Origin of the sequence: Mesorhizobium sp. M7A.F.Ca.US.011.01.1.1, from assembly GCF_003998295.1 — a bacterium.
Taxonomy (GTDB): Bacteria; Pseudomonadota; Alphaproteobacteria; order Rhizobiales; family Rhizobiaceae; genus Mesorhizobium.
Genome location: NZ_RZRT01000003.1, coordinates 93,220 through 119,789 on the forward strand (window position 1 = coordinate 93,220; position 26,570 = coordinate 119,789).

Consider the following 26,570-nt stretch of genomic DNA (forward strand, 5'->3'; position numbering starts at 1 on the left):
CGTCCCACTGTTCCTGAGATCAAAGGATGACGCCATGAACCCGAACGGCCAGATCGCGATCGTTACCGGCGGCGGCTCCGGTCTCGGCGAGGCAACGGCACGCGCGCTGGCCGCCAAGGGCGCCCGCGTCGCTATCTTCGACGTCGGCATCGATCGCGCGGCCAAGGTCGCGGCCGAGATCGGCGGCATTGCCGTCCGGTGCGACGTCAGCAGCGCCGACAGTGGGACCGCTGCACTCGCCGACGTCGCCGACAAGCTTGGCGAGCCGCGGATGCTGGTCAATTGCGCCGGCATCGCCATTGGGGTGAAGACGATCGGCAAGGATGGTCCTCATCCCCTCGATCAGTACCGCAAGGTGATCGAGGTCAATCTGATCGGCACGTTCAACATGATCCGCCTCGTCGCCGAGCGCGCTTCAAGGCTCGAGCCGCTGCAAGGCGGCGAGCGCGGCGTCATCGTCAACACCGCTTCGGTTGCCGCCTATGACGGCCAGATCGGCCAGGCCGCCTATGCGGCGTCCAAGGGCGGCGTCGTCGGCATGACGCTGCCGGTGGCGCGCGACCTTGCCCGTTCCGGCATCCGCGTCTGCACCATCGCACCCGGCATCTTCAAGACGCCCATGATGACCGGCATGCCCCAAGAGGTGCAGGATTCGCTGGGCGCCGCCGTGCCCTTCCCGTCGCGTCTCGGTGAACCATCCGAATATGCCGCTCTCGCCCTGCACATCATCGAGAACCAGATGCTGAACGGCGAGACCATCCGCCTCGACGGCGCCATCCGCATGGCGCCGAAATAGACGGACATGAGCACCGGCCCGTCCGCTGCCGGCAAGACCGGCCCGCTTGCCGGGCTGAAGATGATCGAGATGGCCGGGCTCGGCCCCGTGCCGCTGGCCGGCCTGATGCTGTCGGAGATGGGCGCCGAAGTGCTGCGCATCGAGCGGGCGGGGACGAGCCAGTTCCTGTCGCTGCCGGATGAGTACAACATCAACCGCCATGGCCGCGCCGTCCTGCGCCTCGACCTGAAGCGCCGTGAAGGCACCGATCTGTTGCTGCGCCTTGCCGAAAAGGCGGACATGTTGCTCGAAGGCTTTCGCCCGGGCGTGATGGAGCGGCTCGGCCTCGGCCCGGAAGCGGTGCTGGCGCGTAACCCGGCGCTGATCTACGGCCGTATGACCGGCTTCGGTCAGGACGGCCCGCTCGCCGGCCGCGCCGGCCACGACATCACCTACCTCGCCTATAGCGGCGTGCTGCACGCCATCGGCCATGTCGGCAGCCGTCCGGTCCCGCCGCTCAACCTTGTCGCCGACTATGGCGGTGGCGCCATGATGCTGATTGCCGGCGTGCTGGCCGCCCTGTTCCAACGTTCGCGCACGGGCAAGGGTGAAGTCATCGACGCCGCGATGGTCGAGGGTGCCTCGATGCTGGCGGTGCCCCTGCACGCCTTGATGGCGGCCGGCTTGTGGAGCGACAAGCGCGGCGCGAACCTGCTCGATTCCGGCGCCCCGTTCTACGATACCTATGAGACGTCGGACGGACGCCATATCGCCATCGGCTGTCTCGAGCCGCAATTCTTCGCCGAATTCGCCAGGCTGCTGCCGCTCGACGAGCGCTTTGCGTCCGGCCAGTACGACAAGGCCCTGTGGCCGCCGATGCGCGCCGCCATTGCCGATCGGATCCGGCAGAAACCACGCGACGACTGGGACCTTCTGTTCGCGCAGACCGATGCCTGCGTTGCACCCGTCCTGTCGCTGCAAGAGGCGAAGCACCACCCGCACAATCGGGCACGCAACGCCTCTGTGACGACAGGTGCATTTGAGCGCTCGGCCCCCGCGCCGCGTTTCTCGAGCTCGCAACCGACATTGGCCACTATGCCAGGCAATGAGGATTTGTCGCCATCGGCAATTCTGGCACGTTTCGGCTTTGCGAAAGCCGAGATCGACGATCTTGTCAAATCCGGCTTGCTGACCGATAACTAGAGAAGAAAGATCAACTTACTGTGGTGCTGCCTTGGACGAGCCGAAAAAGGACGTGATCCGCGAGACGGACGCCGAAGCGATCCGGCTGGCGAAGACGCTTCTGCGCAGCGCCCGCTTTGGCGCCCTGGCGGTGATCGAACCGCAAACCGGCTCGCCGCTGGCCAGCAGGGTCGGCGTGGCCACCGACATCGACGGCGCGCCGCTGATCCTGGTTTCGATGCTTTCGGCGCACACCGGCGCGCTGCTTGCCGATCCGCGCTGTTCCCTGTTGCTCGGCCAACCAGGCAAGGGCGACCCGCTGGCGCACCCGCGCCTGACATTGATCTGCCAGGCGGCACGGCTTGAGCGCGGATCAGCCGAACACGCCCGCACCGAGCGCCGTTATCTCAATCACAATCCCAGGGCGAATCTTTACGCCGGTCTCGGCGACTTTTCGATCTTTCGCCTTGATCCGCAACGCGCCAGCCTCAATGGCGGCTTCGGCAAGGCCTATCAGCTCGATCGATCGGATTTGCTCGCCAGCGGACCGGTCGTCGAGGAACTCGCGGCGCGCGAACAATCGGCCATCGACCACATGAACGCCGACCATCTCGACGCGATCGCCGTCTACGCACAGCATTTCGCGAAAGTATCCGGAAACGGCTGGCGTGTTGCCGGATTCGATGCCGATGGCATGGATCTGGTGTCTGGCGACGATGCTTGCCGTGCCTTTTACCCACACCCTTTGGCGGCGGCAGGCGAATTGCGGCACGTTCTGGTCGATATGGCCAAGGCCGGTCGAGCCATTGTCGACGCCGGGACTGAGACTTAATTATGCTGAATCAAAAGCAACACTTGAGATTTAACTGAAATGCTCTACCTTTTGGTGACGCTGAATCGCCAGCGCCGATCGACAAGTGAATTTATGGAATCAGACGCCATTGCCCCCATGGCGTCGGGATGAACAGGAAGCATGGGGGATCGATGGTCTCGACAAAGCTAATCGTGAACGCCGAATCGGCGGCAGAGTTTCTCATGCTGATGGGCAATGAGAAGCGACTGTTAATCATGAGCTATCTCGCCGAAGGTGAAATGTCGGTTGGAGCCATTGCCGAGAAGGTGATGCTCAGCCAATCCGCCCTGTCCCAGCACCTCGCCAAGTTGCGAGCGCTCGACCTGGTCGAGACCCGCCGCGACCGGCAGATGATCTACTACTCCTGCAAATCCGACGCCGTGCGAGAACTGCTTGTCATGCTGGACGGCATTTTCGGCAGCGGCAAGGATGACCTATCCCAGATGGCGCACCGTTTGCGCCGTGCTGGAACCTGACCACATAACGCCGATCTCGCCGGTGATTTCAGAGCGACATGCGCCCATCCGGAGCGCACAAAGCTGGCTGATTGTCCCGAATTGTCGCATCGTGCTTTCCAAACAAGGTGAGCGCCGGGAAGCGGTCCGGATTTTCGGGCCGATGCGACGGTCGCGAGGAATGCATGGATCCCATTCGCATCGACGACCCGCAAGATCCGCGCGTCGCTGCCTATCTCGACATTCGCGAGCGTGACCTCGCCGGCCGGCAAGGCCGCTTCGTCGCCGAAGGCAAGGTGGTGCTCGACCTGCTGCTCTCGACCGGGCGCTTTGCCGCCGAATCGATCCTGGTCCTGGAAAACCGGCTTGCAGGTCTCGACAACATCCTGAGCAAGGCGCCCGCCGACCTCCCGGTCTATGTCGCCACCAGCGCGGTGATGGACGCTATCGCCGGATTTCATATGCATCGCGGCATCCTGGCCATTGGCCGCAAGGGAGAGCCGCAGCCGGCCGAAGACCTGCTCGATGGCTTGCCGCCTCGGGCGCTCGTCGTAGTGCTCGTCGGCATCGCCAACCATGACAATATGGGCTCGATCTTCCGCAACGCCGCCGCCTTTGGCGCTGACGCGGTTCTGCTGGATGCGACATGCTGCGACCCGCTCTATCGCAAGGCGATCCGCGTTTCGGTCGGCGCCGCGCTCAAGATCCCCTTCGCATCGTTCTCCGACACCGCCGGCTTCACAACGATGCTCGCCCGACGTGGCTTCGAACAATTCGCGCTATCGCCACGCGGGAAGACCGACATCCGCGATGCGCAGCGCAGTAAGCGCCTGGCGCTCTATCTCGGCACCGAGGGCGAAGGCTTGCCGGACAACCTGCTCGCAAGCCTGCGCAACGTGCGGATTACCATGGCGGAAGGCTTCGACAGCCTGAATGTCGCCGCGGCTTCAGCCATCGCGCTGCATCATTTTTCGGCAAAAGAGGCCTGATTCAGCTTGTCGCGTCAGCCTTCTGCAGCGCGCGCACGCGGTCGGCAAGACTGCGGTCACCGTTGCCGGAGCGGGCGTCCGACGGTACCGCCAATGCCTTGGCGATCGGCGAACCAGGCCCCTCGAGCTTCGCCGTCAGATGGACGACCTCCGCCGCCAGCGCGTTCATCTGCTCGCGCAAGGCAGAGCTGCTGTCCGTGGCCTTGGACGCGGCCAGTGCGGTGAGGTCGGCCTTCAGCCGCTTGTTCTCGCGCGCCAGCGCCGTCAGCCTCGCCTCGAGCTGCTCACGGTCACTGTCGAGCTTGGCGATTGCCTTGTCCAAATCATCACTCCTGGCGACATCGCCGCCCTTGCCGACCAGCCGCAAGGCTGGCGCGCTGTCTTCGGATTTCGATCTTTCGCGCATGCGTGCCAGTTCCTTTTCGCGGCGGTCGAGTTTGTCTTCGCGATCGGCAAGTGTAGCCAGCAGCCGCTCGACCTTCTTGTCGAGCTCGGCGGTCCTTTTCTTCTCGGCTTTCAGGGCGTCCCGCGCGGCCTTGCTTTCGGCCGCGATTTCCTGGCCGCGCCTGTCGGCTTCCTTGCGCTGGCCGCGCAGCATCGCAATGTCACTGGCGAGTTTCTGCATTTCGGACTCTCGCGCCACGAGCTCGATCTGCCGGCTGCTCGAGGAAAAACTGGCATCGTCATACATGCGCTCTAGCTTTTCCAGCTCAAGTGCGCGCTTTTCAAGCTTGCGTTCGGTTTCCTTCAGACGCTCCGAAAGCTGCTGCAACTCGCCCTCTCGTTGACGCAGCGCTTCGTTCTTCGCGCCCAGCTCGGTCAGCGCCTGGTTCTTGTCCGTCCGCTCGACCGCCAGGCCCTTCATGGCCTCGCGACCGCGATTGATCTCGACCAGTTGTTCGGCCGCCTTTTCACGCAACGCCTTGACGTTGATTTCCAGGCGGCGCGTCGTCATGGCGTATTCGGCGCGGGTGCGATCCTTGTCCGCCTGGATTTCGGTTTGCGTCAGAGGGATCGAGGATTCGACGCGTCTACGTGTAAGCGCGACCGCACGACGCCATATGGCCGGAGCCACCATGAGCGCCAGAAAGCCAGCGCAGAGAAAGCCGAGGACGAAGAACAGGACCGACTGGACCAAGTGACTACCCGTTGTGGCCGATAAGCATCAAACAAGATAAACCAAAAGCGCATAGAGCGCTTTGACTGTGCCACGTTGACATGGCGGAAATCCAGTGTTGCGGCAAGGGTTTGCCGCAACGCCACGAGTTTAATGCATGTCGACCCAAAAGCGGTCCCGGTTTTGCGCAACGACAGCCAAGGACCTCAGCTTAGAACGGATTCCACGTGGCCCGCTCGGTAAGCTTCAGATAGCCGAGATTGACGCCAAGCCGGGCACCGACGCCCGTGCGGATCGGCACCAGGAGCACATTGTTGTTCTTCAGCACGTTGAAGCCGACGCCCGCCACCACATAGGCCGAACCGGCAACGCCGCCATAGCGGTTGTAGAGGCTGCCCACATCGTCGAGATTGTAGACCAGCATCATCACCCGCGAACCCTCGCCGCCGAAATCCCAGCCGAGCGACGGGCCTTGCCAGAACACTTTGTGGTCGCCGGCATTCTTGGTGTAGAGCGTGCCTTCGCCATAGGTCAGGCCACCGATCAGCGCACCCGAGCCCTCTTCGCCCAGCAGATAGCCGTTGGGCAGGCCGTAGGAGGCAAAAATCTTCTCGATCACCGTGGCGAGCCCGCCCGATGTCGCGCCAAAAAATTTGTGACCGGAATCGACAATCTCCTGAGCGGTGTATTCCTGGGCCCGCAGGGCTGAAGTCGAGAAGACGAGAACGCCCAGGAGCGTGACCGCCATTGAGAAGACACGGAGAAAGCTCCGGTCGTAGTATCGGGAAAACATGCTTCCAATCTCCGTCAGGGAGCACCTTCGCCGACGCCTCGCACCCCGTACGGCTCTTTTAGCCGGCCGTTAAGGGTAACTGTTAGGGGCAAACTATGCCGTAATCCTTTTTCAACCATTAAGCTCACACATGAACATGGCGGTTCGAAGGCTGTTTGGGGTCGCTCAAGTGGGGCCGGCAGCCTGCGTGAACACGCCATTTGCCACAACCACAATTTGGATTTGTTGCTGCACGCACGGGCGCTGTGTATTCAGAAAGCCCGAGGAGAGAGTGCGTGATTCGTGTGGCAGGCGACGATCGATCGCCCGGCCATGAGTTGTGAGATTTTGCAGGGATTTTTCGCCGATGGCCGATCTGTTCACCCTTTCCGCACCCGATCTGGCAGCGCTTTTGTGCAGTCGGGTCTGCCACGATATCATCTCGCCGGTCGGCGCGATCAACAACGGGCTCGAATTGCTTGATGAAGGCGGCGCCGATGAGGACGCCATGAAGCTGATCCGTCAGAGCGCCCGCAACGCTTCGGCCCGCCTGCAGTTCGCCCGCATCGCCTTCGGCGCCGCCGGCTCGGCCGGCATGTTGATCGATACCGGCGATGCCGAAGCGGTCGCCATCGCCTTCCTCAAGAACGAAAAGCCGGAACTGACCTGGAACGGGCCCCGCGCGTTGCTGCCCAAGAACAAGGTCAAGCTGCTGCTCAACCTGATCCTCGTCGCCAATGCCGCCATTCCGCGCGGCGGCAAGCTTTCCGTGACGCTGGAAAATCTTGAGACCGAACCGCGTTTCGCGCTTGCGTCGGCTGGCCCGATGCTGCGTGTGCCGCCGAAGTTCCTCGAACTGCATTCCGGCCACAAGCCGGAGGAACCGATCGACGCGCATTCCGTGCAGCCCTACTACACGCTGCTTCTGGCGCGCGAAGCCGGCATGACGATATCGATCCACGCGACGCCGGAAGAAATCGTGCTTTCTGCGGCCTGATTGCGCAGCCGATAAGCGAAGTATTTCTACACTGAAATCTGTAATTCCAGCTCATCGACTTGAGATGCATCTGGTCGTCCAGGCAGTGCCAAAGCATTCGCGAATAAAAGCAGGCACCTGCCCATCTTTGTAAAAATTTTACCTAACGCCTTTTCGGCTTCTTTACCAGATTGGCCTATGGTCCGCCCTGGATGCCCCCGACGCTACCGGACTGCCAGAAGGCAAAGAGGACCCGGAAATGAAACGCTGCATGTTCGTCGACGATTCAAGCGTCATCAGGAAGGTTGCAAAACGCATCCTGGGCGGCTCCGAAATGATTGTCATCGAGGCCGCCAGCGGACTTGACGCGCTGGAGATGTGCGCCGCCGACATGCCCGACATCATCGTCGTCGATGGCGCCTTGCCCGACGTACCGGCGGTCGATCTCATCCGTCGCGTCCGCGCCATGGAGAGCCCGATAAGGCCGCAGATCCTGATTTCCCTGGTCGAGCTCGATATTGCTTCGATCATGCGGGCCAAGCGCGCCGGCGCCCAGGGCTATCTCTTGAAGCCGTTCAACCGCCCGCAGCTGCTCGAGCGCTTTCGCACCTTGAAGAGCGCGCCTGATTCGGCATCCTTGAGCAATTCCAGAAAAAGTGCGTGACGGTTTTCTGCTCGGAAGCCCAAAAACAGACTGTTACCAGACCATCATGCAAAAACCCGGCCGAAGCCGGGTTTTTTATTGAAAAGATTCGAACGATTCGTCGCTCAGGCGCTGACGCGAATGTCTTCCGGTTCGCGCAGCACATAGCCGCGTCCCCAGACCGTTTCGATGTAGTTCTGACCGCCCGATGCCGCGTCGAGCTTTTTGCGCAGCTTGCAGATGAAGACGTCGATGATCTTCAACTCAGGCTCGTCCATGCCGCCATAGAGGTGGTTGAGGAACATTTCCTTGGTCAGCGTGGTGCCTTTGCGCAGCGAAAGCAACTCCAGCATCTGGTATTCCTTGCCGGTCAGGTGCACCCGCTGGCCGCCGACCTCGACTGTCTTGGCATCGAGGTTGACCACGAGGTCCCCGGTAGTGATGACCGACTGGGCGTGGCCCTTGGAGCGCCGCACGATGGCATGAATGCGGGCAACCAGCTCATCCTTGTGGAATGGCTTGGTCATGTAGTCGTCCGCGCCGAAGCCGAGGCCGCGCACCTTGTCCTCGATGCCGGCCATCCCGGAGAGGATGAGAATAGGTGTCTTGACCTTGGAAAGGCGAAGCGTTCTCAAGACCTCGTAGCCCGACATGTCAGGCAGGTTGAGATCGAGAAGAATGATATCGTAGTCGTAGAGCTTGCCTAGATCGACGCCCTCTTCACCGAGATCGGTCGTGTAGACGTTGAAACTTTCCGATTTCAGCATCAGTTCGATGCTTTGTGCGGTTGCACTGTCATCTTCTATCAGCAGAACACGCATTTCATTCCCCTTTTCTGCTGCCGGACCATTTCAAGACCCGTCCGGACCCGGAGCAGTGGTTGCCTTGTGCAGAGGCTGCCATTGAATGGTTAACAAATCCTAATTTCCCGTCCATGACGGTACCAGATTTTTTAACCTCTTTCTACACCCTCTTGAATCTAATAACGAATCTCAGAACCAAATTCCTAATGCAACACATTAACAACCTGGACTAAGCGACTCCAGGGACTCATCGACGTCGCTTCCGCATCGGTGGCCGGAATTTTTACCCGGCCTTAAGTCCTGACCCGTATGATTAACAATGCCCGTAAACGAATGGTTACCGCCGGCAAAAAACTTTAGGGTTTTGTTTCCCATAGTTAGGGGAAAGGCGGTGGACACGGGTGCGGCCTGGGCGTTTCCAGGTGGTTTGGACGATAGATGCGGGTGTGCGTTTCCGGGAGTACCGAATCATGAAGTCACGTGAAAACCTCGTTCGGCTGAAACAGTTTCAGGTGAATGAGAAGCGGCGGCAGCTGCTGCAGCTCGACATGATGATCGCCGAGTTCGAACGCATGGCCGTCGAGCTGGAGCTTCAGATCACCGCCGAGGAAAAGAAGGCCGGCATCACCGACATCAACCATTTCGCCTATCCGACCTTCGCCAAAGCGGCTCGCCTGCGCCGCGACAACCTCAGGAATTCCCAAAGCGACCTCGCCCAGCAGCGAAGCGCCGCCGAATCATTACTCGGCGAAGCTGAAGCGGAGCTTTCCAAGGCGGAAATGCTGGAATCGCGCGACACGAAGATCCGCGAAGCCGAAGTCGGTGGCCGCAGCGCCATGATCGGCTAAGACCTGGCGGTTTGCCGCGCCAACGCCGCCATCAGGCTGGCGCATTGTCGCGGCTTGCGGCTCCGGCGAGAAAAATGAATCCGCCCTACGCGGCCCAATCCCCTTCACTCTCGGCAATTGCCCTTGCACGGGCATCCTTGATATCCGGCGCATGCTGCTCCGCCCATGACCTGATCTGGGTAAGCAGTCCCGCCAGGTTCTGGCCGAGCTCGGTCAATTCATATTCGACGCGCGGCGGAATGACCGGGAAGATCTCGCGACGTACCAGGCCGTCACGCTCGAGCACACGCAGCGTCTGCGTCAGCATCTTCGGCGTAATGCCTTCGAGCTTGCGCGCAAGCTCGCCATTGCGCAGCCGGCCTTTGCGCAGCGCGCAAACCACCAGATAGACCCATTTGCTGGCCAGCATCTCCAGCACGGTGTGCGAAGGACACGTCCGCCGGAACGCATCATAGCCGAAACCGCAATCATCTTCACTATCCATGAGGTGCGTATGTATCAGAAAGGTACATACTGGACAAGAGACTATTACTATCCAAATGATAGCGGCATCAATAGGAGACATCTCAATGCGTGCCGTTATCCAGAATTCCGTCGGCGGACCCGACGTCCTTGTCATCGCCGATCAGCCGGATCCCACGCCAGAGGCCGGCGAAGTGCTGGTCCGTGTCAAGGCCGCAGGCATCAATCCGGTCGACGGCGCCGTCCGTGCCGGCTACTACCCCTTGCTCGGCGAGCCGCCCTTCATCCTGGGTTGGGACATCTCGGGAACTGTCGAAGCACTCGGCCCCGGCGTCACCGGCTTCAAGATCGACGACGAGGTGTTCGGCATGCCGCGCTTCCCCAGGCAGGCGGCGGCCTATGCCGAACTGGCTGCCGTGCCTGCCGATCAAATCGCACTGAAGCCGAAGGGCGCGGACCACCTCCAGACGGGCGCCTTGCCGCTGGCCGGCCTCACCGCCTGGCAAGGGCTTGTTCGTCACGGCCGACTGAAATCGGATCGGCGCGTATTGGTGCATGCGGGAGCCGGCGGCGTCGGTCATCTGGCGGTGCAGATCGCCAAGGCGCGCGGCGCCTACGTCGTCGCCACGGCCAGCCCGGGCAAGCTCGATTTCGTCCGCAAACTGGGCGCCGACGAAGTCATCGACTACACCAAGGGCGATTTCACCGATCAGGTCCGCGACATCGATCTGGTGCTGGATCCAATGGGCGGCGACCACGCCCAACGCTCGCTGAAGGTGCTCAAGCGTGGCGGCGTGCTGGTGTCATTGCTCGATGTCAGCGACAACACAAGGGCCCAGGCCGGCGCGCGAGACATTCGGGTCGAGCGTATGTCCGTCGTGCCCGACAGTGAGGGCCTGCTGGAACTGGCTCGGTTGATCGATGCCAACAAGCTTGCCGTCCATGTGGCGAAGAGCTTCCCGCTGGACAAGGCGGGGGCCGCTCACGCCTTCCTCGCCACCAAGCCGATCGGCAAGGTTGTGCTGTCGCTCTGAGCGGGAGCGGTGAAAAACAGAAGGGCGCGGGGTTAGCCGCGCCCTTCGTCTAAATTCGCAATGGTCAGTGCCGGTATTGCTGGATGCGTGTCGTGCGCAGCCCGGCAAGGCCATATTCGTCGATCGACGCCTGCCAGGACAGGAATTCCTCGGTGGTGAGCTTGTAGCGTTGGCATGCCTCGTCCAGGCTCAAAAGCCCGCCGCGCACGGCCGCAACCACTTCCGCCTTACGCCGGATAACCCAGCGACGTGTATTGGTCGGCGGCAGATCGGCAATCGTAAGAGGGCTGCCGTCAGGCCCGATAACATATTTGACTCTCGGTCTAACCAGATCGGTCATCGTACTCTCTACAAAAAACTCAAAGACCCAATCCCCGCCACGTTACCGCCACAGCTTTAAAAATTGCCTAAGCAGACCCTAATGACTAGGTAAGGATCATGAACGCCGCGTTAGTCTTTTCGCCGGCATTTGAACCATCTGCCCGCAAACCCTGATTTGCCGGGGAAAATGCATCCCGGCGGAGATCGGCCGCAACCGGTGAATCGCCCTGCACGCTGGCGCGCCGGTAAAGCTTGACCTATATTCTCGACATTGGCATTGAGGCGCCGTGCAGAACGAAAGCATCATGAACAGTCTCGATCTTCCCGGACGTCCCGAAAACACCCGCATCGTCGTCGCCATGTCGGGCGGTGTCGATTCCTCTGTCGTCGCCGGCCTGCTGAAACGCGAGGGCTACGACGTCGTCGGCGTCACCTTGCAGCTCTACGACCACGGCGCGGCGACGCACCGGGCCGGCTCATGCTGCGCCGGGCAGGACATCGACGATGCCCGCCGTGTCTCCGAGACGCTCGGCATCCCCCATTATGTGCTCGACTACGAGGAACGCTTCCGCAAGGCGGTCATCGATCCCTTCGCCGAGAGCTACGTCGCCGGCGAGACGCCGATCCCGTGCGTTTCCTGCAATCAGACGGTGAAGTTCGCCGACCTGCTGGCCACCGCCAAGGAGCTCGGCGCCGACGCGCTGGCCACCGGCCACTACATCCGTTCCGGCGCCAACGGCGCCCACCGCGCGCTCTACAGGCCGGTCGACGCCGACCGTGACCAGAGTTATTTCCTGTTCGCCACCACGCAGGCACAGATCGATTATCTGCGCTTTCCCCTTGGCGGCCTGTCGAAGCCTCAGGTTCGCGCCATTGCCGAGGAGATGGGGCTGGCGGTTGCCGCCAAGCAGGACAGTCAGGACATCTGCTTCGTGCCGCAGGGCAAGTATTCCGACATCATCGCCAAGCTGAAGCCGACTGCGGCCAATCCGGGCGACATCGTCCACATCGACGGCCGCGTGCTCGGCCGCCATGAGGGCATCCTGCGCTACACGATCGGCCAGCGCCGCGGCATCGGCATCGCTTCCGGCGAGCCGCTTTACGTCGTCCATCTCGACGCCGACCGCGCACGGGTCGTGGTTGGCCCGCGCGAGGCGCTGGAGACGCACAAGATCTATCTGCGCAACATGAACTGGCTGGGCGACGGACCGCTCACAGAGGTTCCCGCCGGCGGCCTGGAGCTGTTCGCCAAGGTCCGCTCGACGCGGCCGCCGCGCCCGGCCGTGCTGCATCATCGTGCCGGTGCCACATGGGTGGAACTGGTCGACGGCGAGTCCGGCATCGCGCCGGGCCAGGCCTGCGTGCTCTACTCCGATGACGGCAACGAAGCTCGCGTGTTCGGCGGCGGCTTCATCGAGCGTTCGGAGCGTGGCGCCGAGGCCGAGGCGATGCTGACCCGGCTTGCCGCCAGGCCGGCCCAGATACCTGCCGAATAAGATACCTGCCGAATAAGATTCCCGCCGAATAAGATTCCCGCCGACTAATCCGCGCTTCAGGAATTCGACTTGGTGTGGGTGACCGTGCCGGCGGTCAGGATGCGCAGCACCCTGATCGCTTCCTCGCCGCTGGTACGCGGTTCGGCACGCGTCTCGATGCACTGGATGAAATGCTCCAGCTCGCGTGTCAGCGGCATGCCCTGGGCAACCGCGACATAGGACGGCTCATTGGTGGTGAAGGCCCATTGGCCGCTGTCCTGCCACACCGCGTGGCGGTAGACGGCTAGCTTGCGTTCCCATGGCTCGACGTCGTCGAACACCGCCATCGCCTTGGTGCCGACCACGGTCAGCCGCCGCTCGCGATAGGGATTGAGACGCGAGGTGAAGAGATGGCTGCGCAGGCCGTTGGGAAAGCGCATGTGCAGATGGGCGAAGTCGCTGAGACTGTCGAGCAGAGCGGCGCCCTCGCCGCGCACCTCGATCGGCTCGGTGCCGGTGATCGCCAGGATCATCGACAGATCGTGCGGCGCCAGGTCCCACAGCGCATCGTTCTCGGTGTGGAACTTGCCGAGGCCGAGGCGGTGCGAGTGGATGTAGCGCACTTCGCCGAGTTCGCCCTTGTCGATCAACGCTTTCAGCGTCTCGAAGGCGGGATGGAAGCGCAGGACATGGCCGACCATGAAGACGCGGCCATTGTCCTTGGCCGCCCGCACCGCGCGCTCGGCATCGGCAACCGTCAGCGCGATCGGCTTTTCCACCAGCACGTCCTTGCCGTTCTCGACGGCGCGTACCGCAAGGTCGGCATGGAATTGCGGCGGCAGCGCCATGACGATGGCGTCGATATCGTCACGCACGAATAACTGGTCCGGCTCGATCGCCAGGCAGTCCTGCTCGCTGGCGAAGCCTTCTGCCCGAGCCCGGTTGGTATCGGAGACCGCGTGCAGCGCGCCGAGCGCCTTGAGAGTGCGGATGTGGTTGCTGCCCCAGTATCCGCAACCGAGGACTGCTATGCGCGGCTTCATCTGTTTCAAACTCTAAAAACTCTTGGCCGAGACATAGCGACGTGCCCCTTCGAACTCAACCCCGGCGGCGGCAACCAAATGTCCGCACGGCAAAGCTTTTCGATAATGACGATAAGCCGGCAAGCCGGTTGCTTCGAAGCTTGACAGGCTCACCCTCCCAACCTTATATCCGCGCGACCTTGGCGAACGCCCCCGACATGCCTTTCGATTTGAGGCGGATTTCGGGCCTTTCGCCGCCCTGGCGGGGTAGCTCAGTTGGTTAGAGCACGGGAATCATAATCCTGGGGTCGGGGGTTCAAGTCCCTCTCCCGCTACCAAATTTCTTCAAATAAATTTAGACATTTAGGCATCATCTAGCGCGCCTTCTTTGCCATTCTCAAGTCGCACCATGTTGCAAATGACTACCGTTGATTTCCAAGGGTTTCCTGCAACTATCGGCAGGTCCACGCGACATGGATGCGACCTGAACCCCTTTTCGATGAGCGAAATATAGACCGTGTGTTGAAGGCCAGGCACCGGAGATAATGTTCGACCTCGTGTTGGCCTGCGCTTCGTTGGACGGCGCGCTAGGCATGCTGCTTGCCCACGTGCATGGCTTGCCGATGGTCGAGGGTGCTGACATCGTCAAGAGAATCCCCCACGTCGGCCGGCAGGGCTACTTGGCCGGTCAAGGAACGATTCCGCCCTCGGTGGGTTACAAACTCATGATGAACACCATCAAACCCCACGGAATCGGGATTGCGTCCGATGTCGCCAATGCCAAGCCGCCAAGCCGCGCATCGAACGGGCCGAACTCGCGATTGAACGCGCGGAAAAGATGGTGGCCCAAAGCATCGAACGGTCCGGCAGGATTCGGCGTCTGGTCGAGGCCGCCAAACGAGATCGATAGCCCCAAATGACAATGCTGTTCGAACCCTTGGACTCGGATTATCACAAACGCAGCGTGCTTTACCACGCGGCCCGGCTTTCGATGCTCCATGATCGAATGATGATGCGATTCGACAAGGTCGACGAAGCGGCCGACAAAGTTGAAGCTGCGGCGACCGTGCTGGTCGATGTCACCCATGGCTCTGCCGTCGCCGCGTTCCAGGACGCTGTGTTCCGGAATTCGTCGGCAGATTTCCTTCAGATTGAAGCGGGCCAAACCCTCGGGCTCTGAACTGCGAGGGATGGCGGTGATACGGAACCCGCAGAAGGCAACATGCGTTGCCCATGGTTGATTATCTCAAATCGGGTTGTCCGGGAACTCATGCCGGCCTGGCTCGTGCGGAAGTCGGTCGGCGTCGACGTTGTAGACCTGAGCAGCAGCCACTCACACGCGACCTGATAGGCGCTGCACCGCCAACGCGATACCGCGGGCCAGTGAGATCGGAACCTCCCGACCGCAGGCTCAACGAGTCGCAACTGTAAGGCAGTCATGCAGCGCTGCCCCCTGGCCGTCGCTGAGCAGGCCGGTCGTCACCCGGTCGCGATAGCATTGGGCATGCCGGTCGGTCGACTTGTCCAGCATCTTGCGGCCGACATCGCGCACCTTGCCGATCCGACGAACAAGCTTAATCTCCGACAGTTCCTTCCGGAACCAGGGCTTTGGTTGCTCCCCGGCCCGTCGCGGATATAGCAACATGTATATTAGCTGTTACTTGACAATATGCCTACGCTCTGGTTTCCTGATTTAACGGGTGTTTAACCAAGTTCGTTGCGTTTTTTACGGACGGTGTTCGCATGTCGACGTTGGTCGTGGCGGACCCGCGAGGGGTATATCTCGCCGGTCTGGAGTGGGTGTTGCAGAAGGCTGGGCACGATGTTGTCGCCCAGTGCCGCCGCCCTGTGGACGTTCTCGCTCATGTGGAGCGCCATCAACCTGATATCGTCATCGTGGGCGTGGATCTCGCGGACCAGCAGACATCAGGTCTCTCCTCACGGCTGAAGGCCGGCAACAGCGCTCTCGGCATCATCTTCATCGTGCAGCCAACCGGCAGGCTCGATGTCAAGGAGATACAGACGCTCGACGTCGACGGCCTGTTTCTGGACGGCATCAGCCACCGCTTTCTCATCGAATGCGTGAATGCGGTGGCGGCGGGCAAGAAGTGGATCGACAACAAGATCGTCCAGCAACTGCTGATGCCCGGGTCGCAGCCGCAGCCAATGTCCCGGCTGACCGGGCGGGAGACCGAGATCGCCGATCTCGTCTCGCGCGGGCTGCGCAACAAGACCATCGCGCAGCGGCTGCATTTATCCGAAGGCACGGTGAAGATGCACCTGCATCACGTCTACGAGAAGCTGCACCTCGGCGGCCGGGCGGAACTGGCCTGGATGACGCACGGCAAAAGCCTCGCCCCCCCCCCAGGAACGGGCCTCCTCTGAAAGCAGCACTTTTTTAACGGGCATCGACGTGAGGCCGGCAGCGGGCCGGAAAGCCGCGCGATGGCATCGGCCGCGATTGCGACAGCCTGCTCTCGGTCCGACCCGCCTGATACCGGGGCATTGGAGATTGGCTTGGCGGTTGCTGGCTCTCCCCTCCTCCGGTTCCTTCAGCCAAAGAGGCTGGTTGTCGGAAAGCCGCCACAGCATACACCGCAAGCCGCCGCTTTGCATGTCGCCTAGTTTGAGTCCAGAGCCTTGGTGTCTTGAACGTCCGGCCCCTCGAAGGGGGCCGGATCGTCTGCGTTGAAGCTAATGAAGGCTGCGAGAACGTCATCAAACGATGAAGTCCTGGCTTGCGAGGATGCTCAGTGTTTGCGTAGCAGCATCCCCGTCGAGGTCGGTGTTTGCCAGAGTGAATTCGAACGGCTGATCGTCAACTGGGCCCTCGATGCTCGTCGAGAAGTCGAGGATGCGAACACCCGAGTTGGCACCGCCGACGTGGAACTGAACGTAGGCCGTGTCGAAGGCTTGCCCACCATCGTCATCGATGGTCACGGTCTGATTGCCCGAGCGCAAGCCAGTAACGTTTTCGATGGTGTGATCGATCAGATTGCCGCCATCGTCGTAAAGCCACGATTCTACGGTGATGGCGTTGATGTTTCCAATTCCTGCGACCGCGAAGGTTAGATTGTTGATGTCAGACCCGTCCGCAGTGGAGAAGGTGAAGCCCTCGTTGTTATTGATCTGCGAAGCCTGACCGCCTTTCACGCCGAAACCAACTGCATCGGGGTTAAGGTCGTCAGCCGCTACAGTCGGGCCTCCCAGTGGAGTGGTGTTGAACGGCACAAAGGCTGCCTCGGTCGCGTCCGCTGCGGGCGTAGCGTTGAAGATCAGGCCGTCAAAGACGATGCTGCCGGTGTTATCCACCGTGGGTACTGTCAAGGTCTCCTGGGGACCGCCCGACTTGACCGCATTGAAGTTGAGGTCGGACTGCTCACCCTGGGGTGTGAAGAGCACGTCGAAGGTGTATCCCGAGTCGGTCACGTTCAGTTGGTAAAGATCCGTATCGGTGGCCACGTCGCGGTACGTCAGCGTGGTTCCGTCGTTGGTGAGAATCTCCTCGATGTCAGCGCCACCGAGATCGGTATATTGGGTGATGGTGACGTGTGAGCCGTCGGCTCCGGGAGTAAGGTCGAACGTCCCTGTGTCCTGTTGATTGGCGGCCAATCCGACCTGGAACGGCGTTGCATCACCAGTGATGCCGTCGAACGTCGGCCCGGCATCCTCGAACACGAGGTGCATCCCGAGATCCTCGTGGTTGACGACCGTCACCTCGCTCGATGATGGGAACGCGACTTCAAGGTTCTCAACGCGCACACCGGAGGTGCTCTGCTTCGTGTCGTAGGTAAATCGAACGTAGATTTGATCGACGCTATCCGCCGACTCGATGGTATAATTCTCAAAGACGGCGCTGCCGGAAGGTAAAGTTACTTTGTCAGTGCCATGCTCAACTATCACCCCATTATCGATAGTCCACCACTCGATGTTAACGCTCTTCACACCGCCTATGCCCTGGACGTCGAACCTGATGCCGCCGATCTCGTTCGCATCCGGAGTGGCAGAAGTCCAGGCCGCGTCTTGGACGAAGAAGCCCTCATTTTGATTCATCTGAGAGGCTTGGCCCCCCTTCACACCGAAGCCGACGGCGTCGGGATTCAGATCATCATTGGTTCCGGGGTTCTTGTTGATGGTCGTCGGATCAGTGACTGCACCTGCCGGGAAGATGATGCCATCAAACTTGGCGCTGTGATTGTCAGTGAGATCGGCTGTCGCAACCGTGAGTGTCTCCTGTGGGCTACCTGACGGGATCGACGCGAAGTCCAGCACCTGAAACGTCGTTACGAGCTCAGTGGTCGTTACATCCAGTGTGATCTTGCCTTCGGCAAAAGACAGGATGTCTCCATCGTCAACGGCGAGCGGATCGTTGTGATGCAGCGGTTCGTATTGAATGAGGTAAATCTGCGCTGACGACACGCCGCCGGTCAGGTCAAGCGCAACCGCGAACGCTAGGTCGCCCGCAGGGTCCGCGTCCCCATTAGCGTCGGCCTCGCGTCCATAAATGATGCCGCCCTCATTGTAGAGGAAGATTTCCACACCGTCGACGGTAAAGAGGCCGCTCGTGGTGCCGCCCGGGCCGTCATCGGGAATCGACAGCGCCAGATCGGTCGCGCCGGTTGTGTCAAGGAGGGCGGTGTTGACAGCCACCTGCGGGAACCCTGTCGTGGGGTCGGTAGGACTGATTCCAAGCACGCCGAGAGCGGTGAGCGCGTCGCTCAGCGTCTGGTCGAGGAGGACATCGTTATCATCGGTGACGGTTTGTACGCCGATTTGCTCGTCGAGAACGAGATTGGTGTCGGTAATAGTGGTCATAATCTTCCTCCCAATTGTGATCGAGCTGTCCCCAGGGTCAGTTGGAATGAGGTCAGGGCACGCCGAAAATGGTGGATTTCGAGAACCGGAACAGAGCACGCCTTGACGTGCGTAAGTTCCGGAGGCTTGGAAAACTACGATTGCCCGTCCGCCATCACTTGAGATGCCACTTGAAATGCTAACAAACCCCAGATGCTCAGGGGTCAATTTGGCGCAGCCTAAGGATGGCAAGTCAACTTTCCGTCTGGTAGTATTATGACCTATATCGAACGATATATATCGTTTTCGATAGGGTCGCCGGCGTCAATATAAATGGGAATATTGACCTGGCGGAGAAGCGCCGTAGTGAATGCCCGCGCCCGGAGCAAACCATACGTGTCAAACGCCTTGCAAAACTGGCCCCGATCGGCGTCCCCCTTTATGTAGGGCACGTCGCTTAGCGCTCGCCGGAGCTTATCGGGTTGCGCAGCCTGGCGAGCGCGGATGAGCTTGGCCGTGTTGTGTTGATCAGGCGCGGTTCTTGAAGCGCCGGGACTCATTGACAGTCTCGATGATCTCACAGTGATGCGTGAGACGATCCGAGTTCATCGAGGACGACGAAGCCGAGGCGGGTGAGATAGTCGGCGATGCGGCCCTGCTTGCCGGCGCGACGCTCGGTCTTGAGCTGGTTGAGCAGATCGACGACGTTGCACCTATCACGTCTACGAGAAGCTGCACCTCGGCAGCCGGGCGGAGCTGGCCTGGGCATGGCAAAGGCGCTGAGCGTCCAGGAACGGGCATCCTCTGACACCCCACTCTCAACTGGCATCGACATGAAGCGGCAAAGGGGGCCGGAAAGCCGCGTGATGGCATCGGCCGTGATACCCACCGCAGCGCCTGCGTCAGCCTGATCTATCGAAAGATATATATCGTTCGATCAGGTGCGGACATTGACCTCAATACTATCGAACCGGGAATGGACGCCTCCTCTTCGGCGGCGCCACAATCGAGGATCAAAGGCCGCAATTCAGCGCGTTAGGGCATCTGGGGATGGGGATCCCCTTTTCTTGATGCGTTCAAAAAGGGGGAATCTCGATGGCACCCACCATAGCAGCTCATGGCTGGCCTCACTGCAATCCCTTGCGCCGGATGTCACTCCGCACACCAGAGAAATAGCGATGAAAACCAAGCAACAGCCCCCTGCCCTGCAGGTGGTGATGAAAGAGATCAAACGCGCCATTCGGCCGCTGATCTGGTTCAGCGGAGGCATCAACGTGCTGATGCTGACCGGGGCGCTTTACATGCTCCAGGTCTACCACCGCGTACTCGGCAGCCATAGCCTGGAGACGCTGGTGATGCTGTCGCTGATGGCGGCGGCCGCGCTCGGGACGCTCGCCGGGCTGGAAGTAATACGCGGGCGTCTTCTGGCCAAGGTCGGATCATGGATGAACGCGCGCTTGGGACCGGTTCTGCTGACCGCATCGGTGGAATACGCCGCGTCGGCGCCTGGCCAGGCCAACGCCCGTCCGCTGCGCGATCTGGACCAGGTGCGGAATTTCTTCACCAGCCCGAGCGTCTTCCCGATCCTCGACGCGCCTTGGGCGCCGCTGTTTTTCGCTGCCATTTTTGTCATGCACCCATGGCTTGGATGGCTGGCGCTCGGCGGCGGGATCGTCCTGTTCGCTTTGGCGCTGCTCAACGAATACGTCACGCGAAAGCCCTTGACCGAGGCTGCGGGTGCGCAGTCGCGGGCATATGTGCAGGCCGAGGCTGCAATCCGCAACGCCGAGGTCGTCCAGGCCATGGGCATGCTGAAGCCCCTGTTGGAGGGCTGGAAGGCACAGCAGGACGAGGCGAACAAAGGACAGGTTCTTGCCGCCAACCGGGGTGGGGCCATCGCGGCTATCGCGCGTTGTCACCGGCTGGCCCTGCAAATGGCGATACTCGGCCTCGGCGCCTATCTGGTACTTCGCAACGAGGCCTCGCCCGGTATCATGATCTCCGCCTCGATCCTGATGGGCCGCGCATTGTCACCGGTCGAGCAAGCCATCGGCACATGGAAGGCGACGCTCGGAGCGCGTGCCGCCTACCGGCGTCTCACCGCTGTCGCCGGACAGCACCGGGAATCCACACCGGTTCTGCCGCTACCACGACCGAAAGGCAGGTTCGAGGCCGAGAACATTGTGCTTGCCCGACAGGGTGGCGAACATATCCTGAAAGGCATCAACTTCCGCCTCGAGCCGGGTGAAGCGATGGCGTTGATCGGTCCGAGCGGGGCTGGCAAGACGAGCCTGGCGCGCATACTCGCCGGTGCCTGGCGCCCGTCCGCGGGGCGCGCCTTGCTGGACGGAACGGATGTTGCCCAATGGGCGGCGGAAGACCGTGGCCGTCATGTCGGCTACCTACCGCAGGACATCGAACTCTTCGCCGGCACCGTGTCCGAAAATATTTGCCGCTTCGCGACGCTCAACCCGGCGGTCTTCAACAAGGTGGTCGAGGCCGCGCAGTTGGCAGGAGTCCACGAACTGATCAAGGGACTGCCGAAGGGTTACGCCACCGAGATCGGCGAATCCGGCGCCGTCCTGTCAGGCGGGCAGCGCCAGCGCATCGGGCTGGCGCGGGCACTCTACGGCGACCCCGCGCTGCTTATCCTCGACGAACCCAATTCCAACCTCGACAGAGAGGGCGAGGAGGCATTGATTGCTGCTCTCGGCGTGGCCAAGGCCACGAACACAACCGTTATCCTGATCGCGCACCGCCCCAACCTTTTGGACAAGATAGACAAGATACTGGTGCTCAACAGAGGTCAGCAAGATCTCTTCGGGCCGCGCGACCATGTCTTCAACGAACTCGCCAACCGTGTCAGCAAGGTGGCCCATCTGCCCAAAGCGGCCCAGTTGCCAGCCCTTGAAGTGGTCAAGGAAATCAAAGAGGTCAAGGAAGCATGAGCCGCCCCCCCGGATTGAACGTCGTGCCGCTACCCCTTCCTCCGCCCTCGCTGCTGGAACCGGTGCCGCTGCGTCTCACCGGCGTGACCTGCACCGGGTTCGCGATCATGTTCCTGTTCTTCGGCGTGGCCGGGGGTTGGGCGGCGCTGGCGCCGTTGGACAGCGCCGCTGTGGCGCCGGGCGTTATCAAGGTCGCCGGCGACCGCAAGCTCATCCAGCACCTCGAGGGCGGCATCATCGCGGAGTTGAACGCCGCCAACGGGGATATCGTCAAGGCGGGCAAGATCCTCGTCCGGCTCGACGACACGCAGGCAAAGGCGCAACTTGACCTGGTCCAGAACCGGATAGCAACGCGTGAGGCGCTGGCCGCGCGTCTCAGGGCCGAGCGTGACGGCAAGGCCGAGATCGAATTCAATCCGGCGTTGCTCGCAAACCCCGCCACGGCCGTGAAGGACGCGGTGGCCGCACAGCGTGACGTGTTTGCCGCGAAGCACCACAATCTGAAGGACGAGCGGGAAATTCTCGGCCAGCGCCGTCACCAGGTCGAGGAAGAGATAACGGGACTGGAGCAGCTTATCGTCACCGAAGACAAACAGATCGAGGCAATCGAGGATGAAAGCAAAGACCTTGAGGGTCTGCTCAAGAAAGGGCTGACCACCCGCGAACGGAACCTGTTGCTCAGACGCCAACAGCGGGAGATCGAGGGGGAGCGCGCTACCAACATTGCCGCAATCGCCCGTGCCGGAAGCGCCATGGCCGAGATTGATATGCAAATCCTGAACCTCAACACAGTGCGGCTGAACCAGGCCGTCGACGAGTTGAGCAAGGTCGAGGCGGAGTTGTTCGACCTCGGACAGCAGGAGCGCTCCGCCAAGGACGTGCTTGACCGCACCAACGTCGTCGCACCGGTTGACGGCATCGTCATGGACCTGAAGGTCCATACGGCGGGCGGTGTCGTGAAACCCGGTGAGACATTGATGACGATCGTACCGCTTGGACAACAACTCGTGGTCGAGGCTATGGTCAAGCCGGAGGATGTCGAGACGATCGCACCCGGACAGCTCGCGCGCGTCAGCTTCCCGGCCTTCGCTCGCTACAACCTGCCGCCGCTCGAGGGCGTCGTGGAGATCGTGTCGGCTGACCGCATGGTTGAGGAACGCAGCGGCGCACCTTATTTCGCCGCGACGGTTGTGATCGACAAAAGCGAACTCGGCAAGCTGGAGGGCCGCAAGCTGCTACCCGGCATGTCGAGCGAGACGATGATCCGGACGGGGGCTCGCACCGTGCTCTCTTATCTCGCCGAGCCAATCACGCAGAACTTCCGCCGGGCCATGCGGGAAAAATAGCCGTAGGCCGCTGAACCGGATTCAGGAAAGCAACATTCGCCCGGCCGTGATCGCCAGGAAGAACGCAAAGGCAAGTTTCAGGTAGCGCGGGTTGAGCGCGTGGGCGAGCTTGGCGCCCAAGGGTGCAAACAGAAAGCTCACCGGCGCTATGATGGCAACCGCCGGCAGGCTGACGTAACCCAGGCTGAGCGGAGGCCTGCCTGCAATTGCGAGACCCGACCAGATGAAGCCGGCCACCGCTGGAACCGCGATAAGCAGGCCAAGCGCCGACGATGTGCCGACGGCCCGGTGCACCGGAAAGGAGAAGCTGGAAAGCGTCGGCACCGACAGTGTGCCGCCGCCAATTCCCATGAGCGAAGAGACAAAGCCGATCACAGCAGCGATCGCGCGGTTGATCCAGCCGCTTTGCGGCAGGTGATCGGAGATCACGAGGTGCTTCGGCAACGCCATGTTGACGGCCACCAGCAGGCCGACGACGCCGAAGACCAGCCGCAAGCCGGCGCCCGGGATGAGTTTCGACATGATGCCGCCGACGAGGGCACTGACGAAAATCGCCGGTCCCCAAAGATTGAGCAGAGGCCGATCGACATTGCCGCGCCTGTTGTGTGACCGCATCGACGAGATCGAGGTGGGGATGATGACCGCAAGCGAGGTCGCGACCGCCAGATGGCTGATCACAGCAGGCGAAAAGTGGAACAGGCTAAGCACCCAGAACAGCACTGGGACGATGACGATGCCGCCGCCGACCCCCAGCAGACCGGCGAGCACGCCGGAGGCCATTCCGGTCATAGCCAGACCAGCGACCAGCATTGCAATCGTCAGCCCGTCGAAAACCGACGTGTCGAATCCGAAGTCCACTGTGATTTCCCTTTGATTGGCCGCGCCCGTCCGCTGCCGCGACCGCGATGCAGGTCGCCCGGAAATGCGCAACAGTTTTTGGGATGCGCTTTGGCTAGTGGCGCACCATCCCGGCGTCGACGTTGAGCGTCTGGCCCGTGATCCAGCGCGCATCGTCGGAGGCCAGGAACGAGACCACATCGGCGATATGTTCCGGCTGCCCCTTGCCTTTCATGGCCTGAAGCATCTCGACGAAGCCGAACGCCTCGTTGTGCGGGCTCGCCTTGACGCCGTCGCTCTCGATCAGGCCGGGCGTCACCGCATTGGCGGTGATGTTGTATTTGCCAAGCTCGGTGGCGAGCGCCCTGGTGAAACCGATGACGCCACCCTTGGCCGCGACATAGGCCGCCATGTTCGGCGTGCCGGCAAAGAAGGTGTTGGATGCGATGCTGATCACCCGTCCGGCCTTCCCCGCCGCACGCATCTGGTCCGTACCGGCACGGCTGACGATAAAAGTGCCGGTCAAATTGACGTCGATGATCTTGCGCCAATGGTCGAGATTGACATCGTCCCAGGCGACGAACGGCACAATGCTGGCATTGTTGACCAGAATATCGATGCCCCCGGTCAGGGCCTGGATTTCGGCGAAGAGTGCCTTGACCGATGCCGGATCGGAAATGTCGGCGGCGATCGCCCTCGCCTTTCCGCCTATCGCCGCGGCCGCCGCTTTGGCGCCTTCGGCATTGATGTCGCTGACGATGACGGTTGCCCCGTCGGCGGCCAGCCGCGCTGCGATCGCCTTGCCGATACCCTGCGCGGCACCCGTAACCAGGGCCGTCTTTCCCGCAAGCCGTTCAGTCATGAAAATGCTCCCTCAATCCGTGGTGATGTCTGTTCAGGCGTCGGCGTCGATCACTGCCAGCGCCGCGTCGATACCCTTGCCGACCGCCAGTTTCTGGCCGGCCGCGTTCATGGCGCCGCCAAGTGCCGTCAGCGCCGCGATCGCATAGATCGGCTGGGCGGTCGGACCCATATGGCCAACGCGTGTCAGCTTTCCCAAAGTCTCGCCGCGGCCAGACGAAAACACCACGCCGTAGCGGGCGCGCGCGGTCTGGCGAAGCGCCTTCTCGTCGACACCTTCGGGCGTGCGGACAGCGGTCGTGGTCGGCGACGCGATCTTGTCGCTGGCGGCCCAGATCGACAGGCCCATCGCGGCAACGCCGGCGCGCATGGCCTTGGCGGTGAGTGCATGGCGCCCCCACACAGCCTCCGGTCCCTCATTGAGATAGAGGTCGAGCGCGACATCGAGCCCGTTGATCTCCGAGACCGACGGCGTGAATGGAAACGGCTTGTCCCGCGACCACGCATGCTCCCAGTCGACGATGCTGAGCATCGACGCGCGCGGCGCCAGGGGATTGGCCTTCATCTTGGCCCAGGCCCGCTCGCTGACACCCATCATCGTGAGGCCGGGAGGCGCGCCCAGGCATTTGTTCGGGCCAGTGACATAGATATCGGCCTTGCAATCCTGCGGATGCGTCTTCATGCCGCCAAAGGACGAGACGGCATCGACGATGAGGTAACCGCCATGGGCTGAGACCAGCGCGCCGATGGCGTCAATCGGATTGATGGTGCCGGACGGCGTGTCGTGGTGGCAGACGGAAACGACGGTGATCTCCGGATGCGCCTTCAGCATTGCCTCGACCGCCTGCGGATCGATCGCCTCGTTGTAGGGCACCTCGATCTCGAGCAGATGTGGCGAATAGCGCTTCGCCCAATAGCCGAACCCCTTGCCGTAGACCCCGGAGGCAAGATTGAGCACGACATCGTCCGGCGTGATCAGCGAGGCCGCGGCGGCCTCCAGGCCAAGCACCGGCTCGCCATGCAGGATGACCGGCTTGTTCGACAGCCGCATCGCCTTTTGCGCCTTGTCGACCACACCCTCGTAAAAAAGCTGGAACGCCGGGTCGTAGTCGTAGAGCACCGTGCGACCGAGGCCGCGCAGCACTTCGGCATAGGCGTTCACCGGCCCCGCGGTCAGGGTGATGACCGGATCGGCGTGTTCGAGATAGCGCATCGTCTTGTCTCCCGATTGCAGGCGGTCAGCCGTAGAATTGCGTGCCGGTCCTGTAGGTCTTGAAGTTGTCCATGTCGTGCGAGTACATCAACTCGGCGCCATGGTCCTCGGCGAGTTTCTTCACCTTGCGCATCGAATTGACGCCCGCCACGGGATCGATGTGGAAGGCCGCCTGGCACAGCGTTTCAAGGCTCTTCTGCGTATAGGCCGCGTCGATCGTGAACATGATCGGCTTGCGCTTGGGGAACTCTACCAGCAGGCTGTAATGGCCGATCGAATGGCCGGGCGTCGAGATCAGCCGGACGCCCCTGGCAAGCTCAACGTCGCCATCGACGCCTTCAAAGGTCGAGTTCGCCCGTGTCGTTCCCGCAAGCAGTTGTCCGGTCGCGCCACGCGCTTCGGCAGCCTCCGCCGAAAAGCTCAAATCGGAATAGCCGAGATGCTCGAAAGGCTCGGGATTGCACGCCTGCGGCACCTCGGTCCGGTGGCAGATCTTCTTGGCATGCGGAAAATACTTGTTGCCGCCGCAATGATCGAAGTGGAAATGCGAGTTGACGACGACATCGATGTCCTTTGGCTCAAGGCCGAGCAGCGCCAGGGCGCCTGGGATGGTCTGGTGCTTTTCCTGGATCGGCTTTTCGAACGGCAGCACCTTCATCACGTGGTCGTAGTCGTAGCCGGTGTCGATGAGGAACCGACCCTCGGCATGCTCGATCAGGATCGAATAGACGGGGAAGCGCACTTCACCGCCAGGGCCGCGATTCCAGAACACATGATAGCCGTCGAGAACGAGCGAGCCGCCGTCGAGCAGGTAGACCTTGGTATCCGACATTCTTGCCTCCTT

27 protein-coding genes, 1 tRNA gene and 1 pseudogene are annotated in these 26,570 nt (G+C 61.6%); 16 read left to right on the forward strand and 13 right to left on the reverse strand.

The genetic code is table 11. From position 1 onward, the window contains the following. Positions 1 to 34: 34 nt before the first annotated feature. From EOA13_RS05200 to EOA13_RS05220, 5 genes are all read left to right on the forward strand, one after another. The gene (locus tag EOA13_RS05200) at positions 35 to 796 is read left to right on the forward strand and encodes a 3-hydroxyacyl-CoA dehydrogenase (protein ID WP_127290260.1); all 762 of its coding nucleotides are present in this window, start codon (positions 35 to 37) and stop codon (positions 794 to 796) included. A 6-nt stretch (positions 797 to 802) separates the two neighbouring features. Further along, on the forward strand, positions 803 to 1,978 hold the full coding sequence (locus tag EOA13_RS05205) for a CaiB/BaiF CoA-transferase family protein (protein WP_127290262.1): 1,176 nt from the start codon (positions 803 to 805) through the stop codon (positions 1,976 to 1,978). Between the two features lie 31 nt (positions 1,979 to 2,009). Further along, a complete protein-coding gene (locus EOA13_RS05210; protein WP_127290264.1) occupies positions 2,010 to 2,789 on the forward strand; it encodes a HugZ family protein in 780 nt (259 codons plus the stop codon). Positions 2,790 to 2,941: 152 nt separating this feature from the next. Next, complete coding sequence (locus EOA13_RS05215; protein WP_023809905.1) at positions 2,942 to 3,286, forward strand: metalloregulator ArsR/SmtB family transcription factor; 345 nt, start codon at positions 2,942 to 2,944, stop codon at positions 3,284 to 3,286. Between the two features lie 164 nt (positions 3,287 to 3,450). Further along, on the forward strand, positions 3,451 to 4,254 hold the full coding sequence (locus EOA13_RS05220; RefSeq protein WP_127290266.1) for an RNA methyltransferase: 804 nt from the start codon (positions 3,451 to 3,453) through the stop codon (positions 4,252 to 4,254). A gap of 1 nt (position 4,255) precedes the next feature. Here EOA13_RS05220 and EOA13_RS05225 read toward each other — a convergent pair whose 3' ends face one another. After that, positions 4,256 to 5,392, reverse strand: coding sequence for a hypothetical protein (locus EOA13_RS05225; RefSeq protein WP_127290268.1), 1,137 nt, complete (start codon positions 5,390 to 5,392; stop codon positions 4,256 to 4,258). A 190-nt stretch (positions 5,393 to 5,582) separates the two neighbouring features. After that, entirely contained in the window at positions 5,583 to 6,119 is a 537-nt protein-coding gene (locus tag EOA13_RS05230) for an EipA family protein (protein WP_224621527.1), read from the reverse strand. Positions 6,120 to 6,510: 391 nt separating this feature from the next. Here EOA13_RS05230 and EOA13_RS05235 point away from each other — a divergent pair, with 391 nt between their 5' ends. Continuing rightward, positions 6,511 to 7,140: a histidine phosphotransferase family protein gene (locus tag EOA13_RS05235; protein ID WP_024504504.1), complete on the forward strand. Its 630-nt coding sequence runs from the start codon at positions 6,511 to 6,513 to the stop codon at positions 7,138 to 7,140. Between the two features lie 238 nt (positions 7,141 to 7,378). Continuing rightward, positions 7,379 to 7,783, forward strand: coding sequence for a response regulator (locus EOA13_RS05240; RefSeq protein WP_024504503.1), 405 nt, complete (start codon positions 7,379 to 7,381; stop codon positions 7,781 to 7,783). Positions 7,784 to 7,887: 104 nt separating this feature from the next. On the opposite strand, the gene ctrA is transcribed toward EOA13_RS05240, so the two are convergent. Further along, entirely contained in the window at positions 7,888 to 8,583 is a 696-nt protein-coding gene (ctrA, locus tag EOA13_RS05245; RefSeq protein WP_006203583.1) for a cell cycle two-component system response regulator CtrA, read from the reverse strand. 452 nt (positions 8,584 to 9,035) lie between these two features. Between ctrA and EOA13_RS05250 the strand changes: the two genes are divergently transcribed. Continuing rightward, positions 9,036 to 9,413 carry a flagellar export protein FliJ gene (locus EOA13_RS05250; protein ID WP_013529907.1) on the forward strand — a complete coding sequence of 126 codons (378 nt, stop codon included), beginning with the start codon at positions 9,036 to 9,038 and terminating at the stop codon, positions 9,411 to 9,413. Positions 9,414 to 9,498: 85 nt separating this feature from the next. Here the strand turns inward: EOA13_RS05250 and EOA13_RS05255 are convergent, their stop codons facing one another. Further along, complete coding sequence (locus EOA13_RS05255) at positions 9,499 to 9,897, reverse strand: helix-turn-helix domain-containing protein (RefSeq protein WP_023809911.1); 399 nt, start codon at positions 9,895 to 9,897, stop codon at positions 9,499 to 9,501. An 85-nt stretch (positions 9,898 to 9,982) separates the two neighbouring features. Here EOA13_RS05255 and EOA13_RS05260 point away from each other — a divergent pair, with 85 nt between their 5' ends. Then, on the forward strand, positions 9,983 to 10,909 hold the full coding sequence (locus EOA13_RS05260) for an NADP-dependent oxidoreductase (RefSeq protein ID WP_127290270.1): 927 nt from the start codon (positions 9,983 to 9,985) through the stop codon (positions 10,907 to 10,909). A gap of 64 nt (positions 10,910 to 10,973) precedes the next feature. Here EOA13_RS05260 and EOA13_RS05265 read toward each other — a convergent pair whose 3' ends face one another. Next, the gene (locus tag EOA13_RS05265) at positions 10,974 to 11,249 is read right to left on the reverse strand and encodes a DUF1153 domain-containing protein (RefSeq protein WP_013529904.1); all 276 of its coding nucleotides are present in this window, start codon (positions 11,247 to 11,249) and stop codon (positions 10,974 to 10,976) included. 286 nt (positions 11,250 to 11,535) lie between these two features. Between EOA13_RS05265 and mnmA the strand changes: the two genes are divergently transcribed. After that, positions 11,536 to 12,726, forward strand: coding sequence for a tRNA 2-thiouridine(34) synthase MnmA (gene mnmA / locus EOA13_RS05270; protein ID WP_127290272.1), 1,191 nt, complete (start codon positions 11,536 to 11,538; stop codon positions 12,724 to 12,726). Positions 12,727 to 12,782: 56 nt separating this feature from the next. Here mnmA and EOA13_RS05275 read toward each other — a convergent pair whose 3' ends face one another. Further along, positions 12,783 to 13,748: a Gfo/Idh/MocA family oxidoreductase gene (locus EOA13_RS05275; protein ID WP_127290274.1), complete on the reverse strand. Its 966-nt coding sequence runs from the start codon at positions 13,746 to 13,748 to the stop codon at positions 12,783 to 12,785. A gap of 240 nt (positions 13,749 to 13,988) precedes the next feature. Between EOA13_RS05275 and EOA13_RS05280 the strand changes: the two genes are divergently transcribed. The 3 genes from EOA13_RS05280 to EOA13_RS05290 all read left to right on the forward strand — a co-directional run bounded on the left by EOA13_RS05280 (position 13,989) and on the right by EOA13_RS05290 (position 14,907). Next, positions 13,989 to 14,065, forward strand: a tRNA-Met gene (locus tag EOA13_RS05280). A gap of 207 nt (positions 14,066 to 14,272) precedes the next feature. Beyond that, positions 14,273 to 14,647: a hypothetical protein gene (locus tag EOA13_RS05285; protein ID WP_127290276.1), complete on the forward strand. Its 375-nt coding sequence runs from the start codon at positions 14,273 to 14,275 to the stop codon at positions 14,645 to 14,647. Then, positions 14,644 to 14,907: a hypothetical protein gene (locus tag EOA13_RS05290; protein WP_023809916.1), complete on the forward strand. Its 264-nt coding sequence runs from the start codon at positions 14,644 to 14,646 to the stop codon at positions 14,905 to 14,907. Before EOA13_RS05285 ends, EOA13_RS05290 begins: the two co-directional genes overlap by 4 nt. Positions 14,908 to 15,138: 231 nt before the next feature. On the opposite strand, the gene EOA13_RS37840 is transcribed toward EOA13_RS05290, so the two are convergent. Further along, positions 15,139 to 15,279: a hypothetical protein gene (locus tag EOA13_RS37840; protein WP_164779986.1), complete on the reverse strand. Its 141-nt coding sequence runs from the start codon at positions 15,277 to 15,279 to the stop codon at positions 15,139 to 15,141. A gap of 191 nt (positions 15,280 to 15,470) precedes the next feature. Here EOA13_RS37840 and EOA13_RS05295 point away from each other — a divergent pair, with 191 nt between their 5' ends. Next, positions 15,471 to 16,112 carry a response regulator transcription factor gene (locus EOA13_RS05295; protein WP_023809918.1) on the forward strand — a complete coding sequence of 214 codons (642 nt, stop codon included), beginning with the start codon at positions 15,471 to 15,473 and terminating at the stop codon, positions 16,110 to 16,112. 333 nt (positions 16,113 to 16,445) lie between these two features. On the opposite strand, the gene EOA13_RS05300 is transcribed toward EOA13_RS05295, so the two are convergent. Together EOA13_RS05300 and EOA13_RS05305 are read right to left on the reverse strand one after the other, a co-directional pair. Further along, positions 16,446 to 18,542: a hypothetical protein gene (locus EOA13_RS05300; RefSeq protein WP_127290278.1), complete on the reverse strand. Its 2,097-nt coding sequence runs from the start codon at positions 18,540 to 18,542 to the stop codon at positions 16,446 to 16,448. A gap of 507 nt (positions 18,543 to 19,049) precedes the next feature. After that, positions 19,050 to 19,230 (reverse strand): annotated as a pseudogene (locus EOA13_RS05305) (IS21-like element helper ATPase IstB); the annotation flags it as partial. Positions 19,231 to 19,699: 469 nt separating this feature from the next. Between EOA13_RS05305 and EOA13_RS05310 the strand changes: the two are divergent. Both EOA13_RS05310 and EOA13_RS05315 read left to right on the forward strand, forming a co-directional pair. After that, the gene (locus tag EOA13_RS05310) at positions 19,700 to 21,469 is read left to right on the forward strand and encodes a type I secretion system permease/ATPase (RefSeq protein WP_127290280.1); all 1,770 of its coding nucleotides are present in this window, start codon (positions 19,700 to 19,702) and stop codon (positions 21,467 to 21,469) included. Then, positions 21,466 to 22,815 (forward strand): HlyD family type I secretion periplasmic adaptor subunit, encoded by a 1,350-nt coding sequence (locus tag EOA13_RS05315; protein ID WP_127290282.1) that lies wholly within the window; start codon positions 21,466 to 21,468, stop codon positions 22,813 to 22,815. The genes EOA13_RS05310 and EOA13_RS05315 overlap by 4 nt, the downstream gene beginning before the upstream one ends. A gap of 21 nt (positions 22,816 to 22,836) precedes the next feature. On the opposite strand, the gene EOA13_RS05320 is transcribed toward EOA13_RS05315, so the two are convergent. The 4 genes from EOA13_RS05320 to EOA13_RS05335 all read right to left on the reverse strand — a co-directional run bounded on the left by EOA13_RS05320 (position 22,837) and on the right by EOA13_RS05335 (position 26,558). Beyond that, entirely contained in the window at positions 22,837 to 23,673 is an 837-nt protein-coding gene (locus EOA13_RS05320; protein WP_127290284.1) for a sulfite exporter TauE/SafE family protein, read from the reverse strand. Positions 23,674 to 23,767: 94 nt separating this feature from the next. Further along, positions 23,768 to 24,514, reverse strand: a complete 747-nt coding sequence (locus EOA13_RS05325) for an SDR family NAD(P)-dependent oxidoreductase (protein WP_127290286.1) — start codon at positions 24,512 to 24,514, stop codon at positions 23,768 to 23,770. A 33-nt stretch (positions 24,515 to 24,547) separates the two neighbouring features. Next, positions 24,548 to 25,726, reverse strand: a complete 1,179-nt coding sequence (locus EOA13_RS05330) for an alanine--glyoxylate aminotransferase family protein (RefSeq protein ID WP_127290288.1) — start codon at positions 25,724 to 25,726, stop codon at positions 24,548 to 24,550. A gap of 25 nt (positions 25,727 to 25,751) precedes the next feature. Then, a complete protein-coding gene (locus tag EOA13_RS05335) occupies positions 25,752 to 26,558 on the reverse strand; it encodes a 4-pyridoxolactonase (RefSeq protein WP_127290290.1) in 807 nt (268 codons plus the stop codon). Positions 26,559 to 26,570 lie beyond the last annotated feature (12 nt).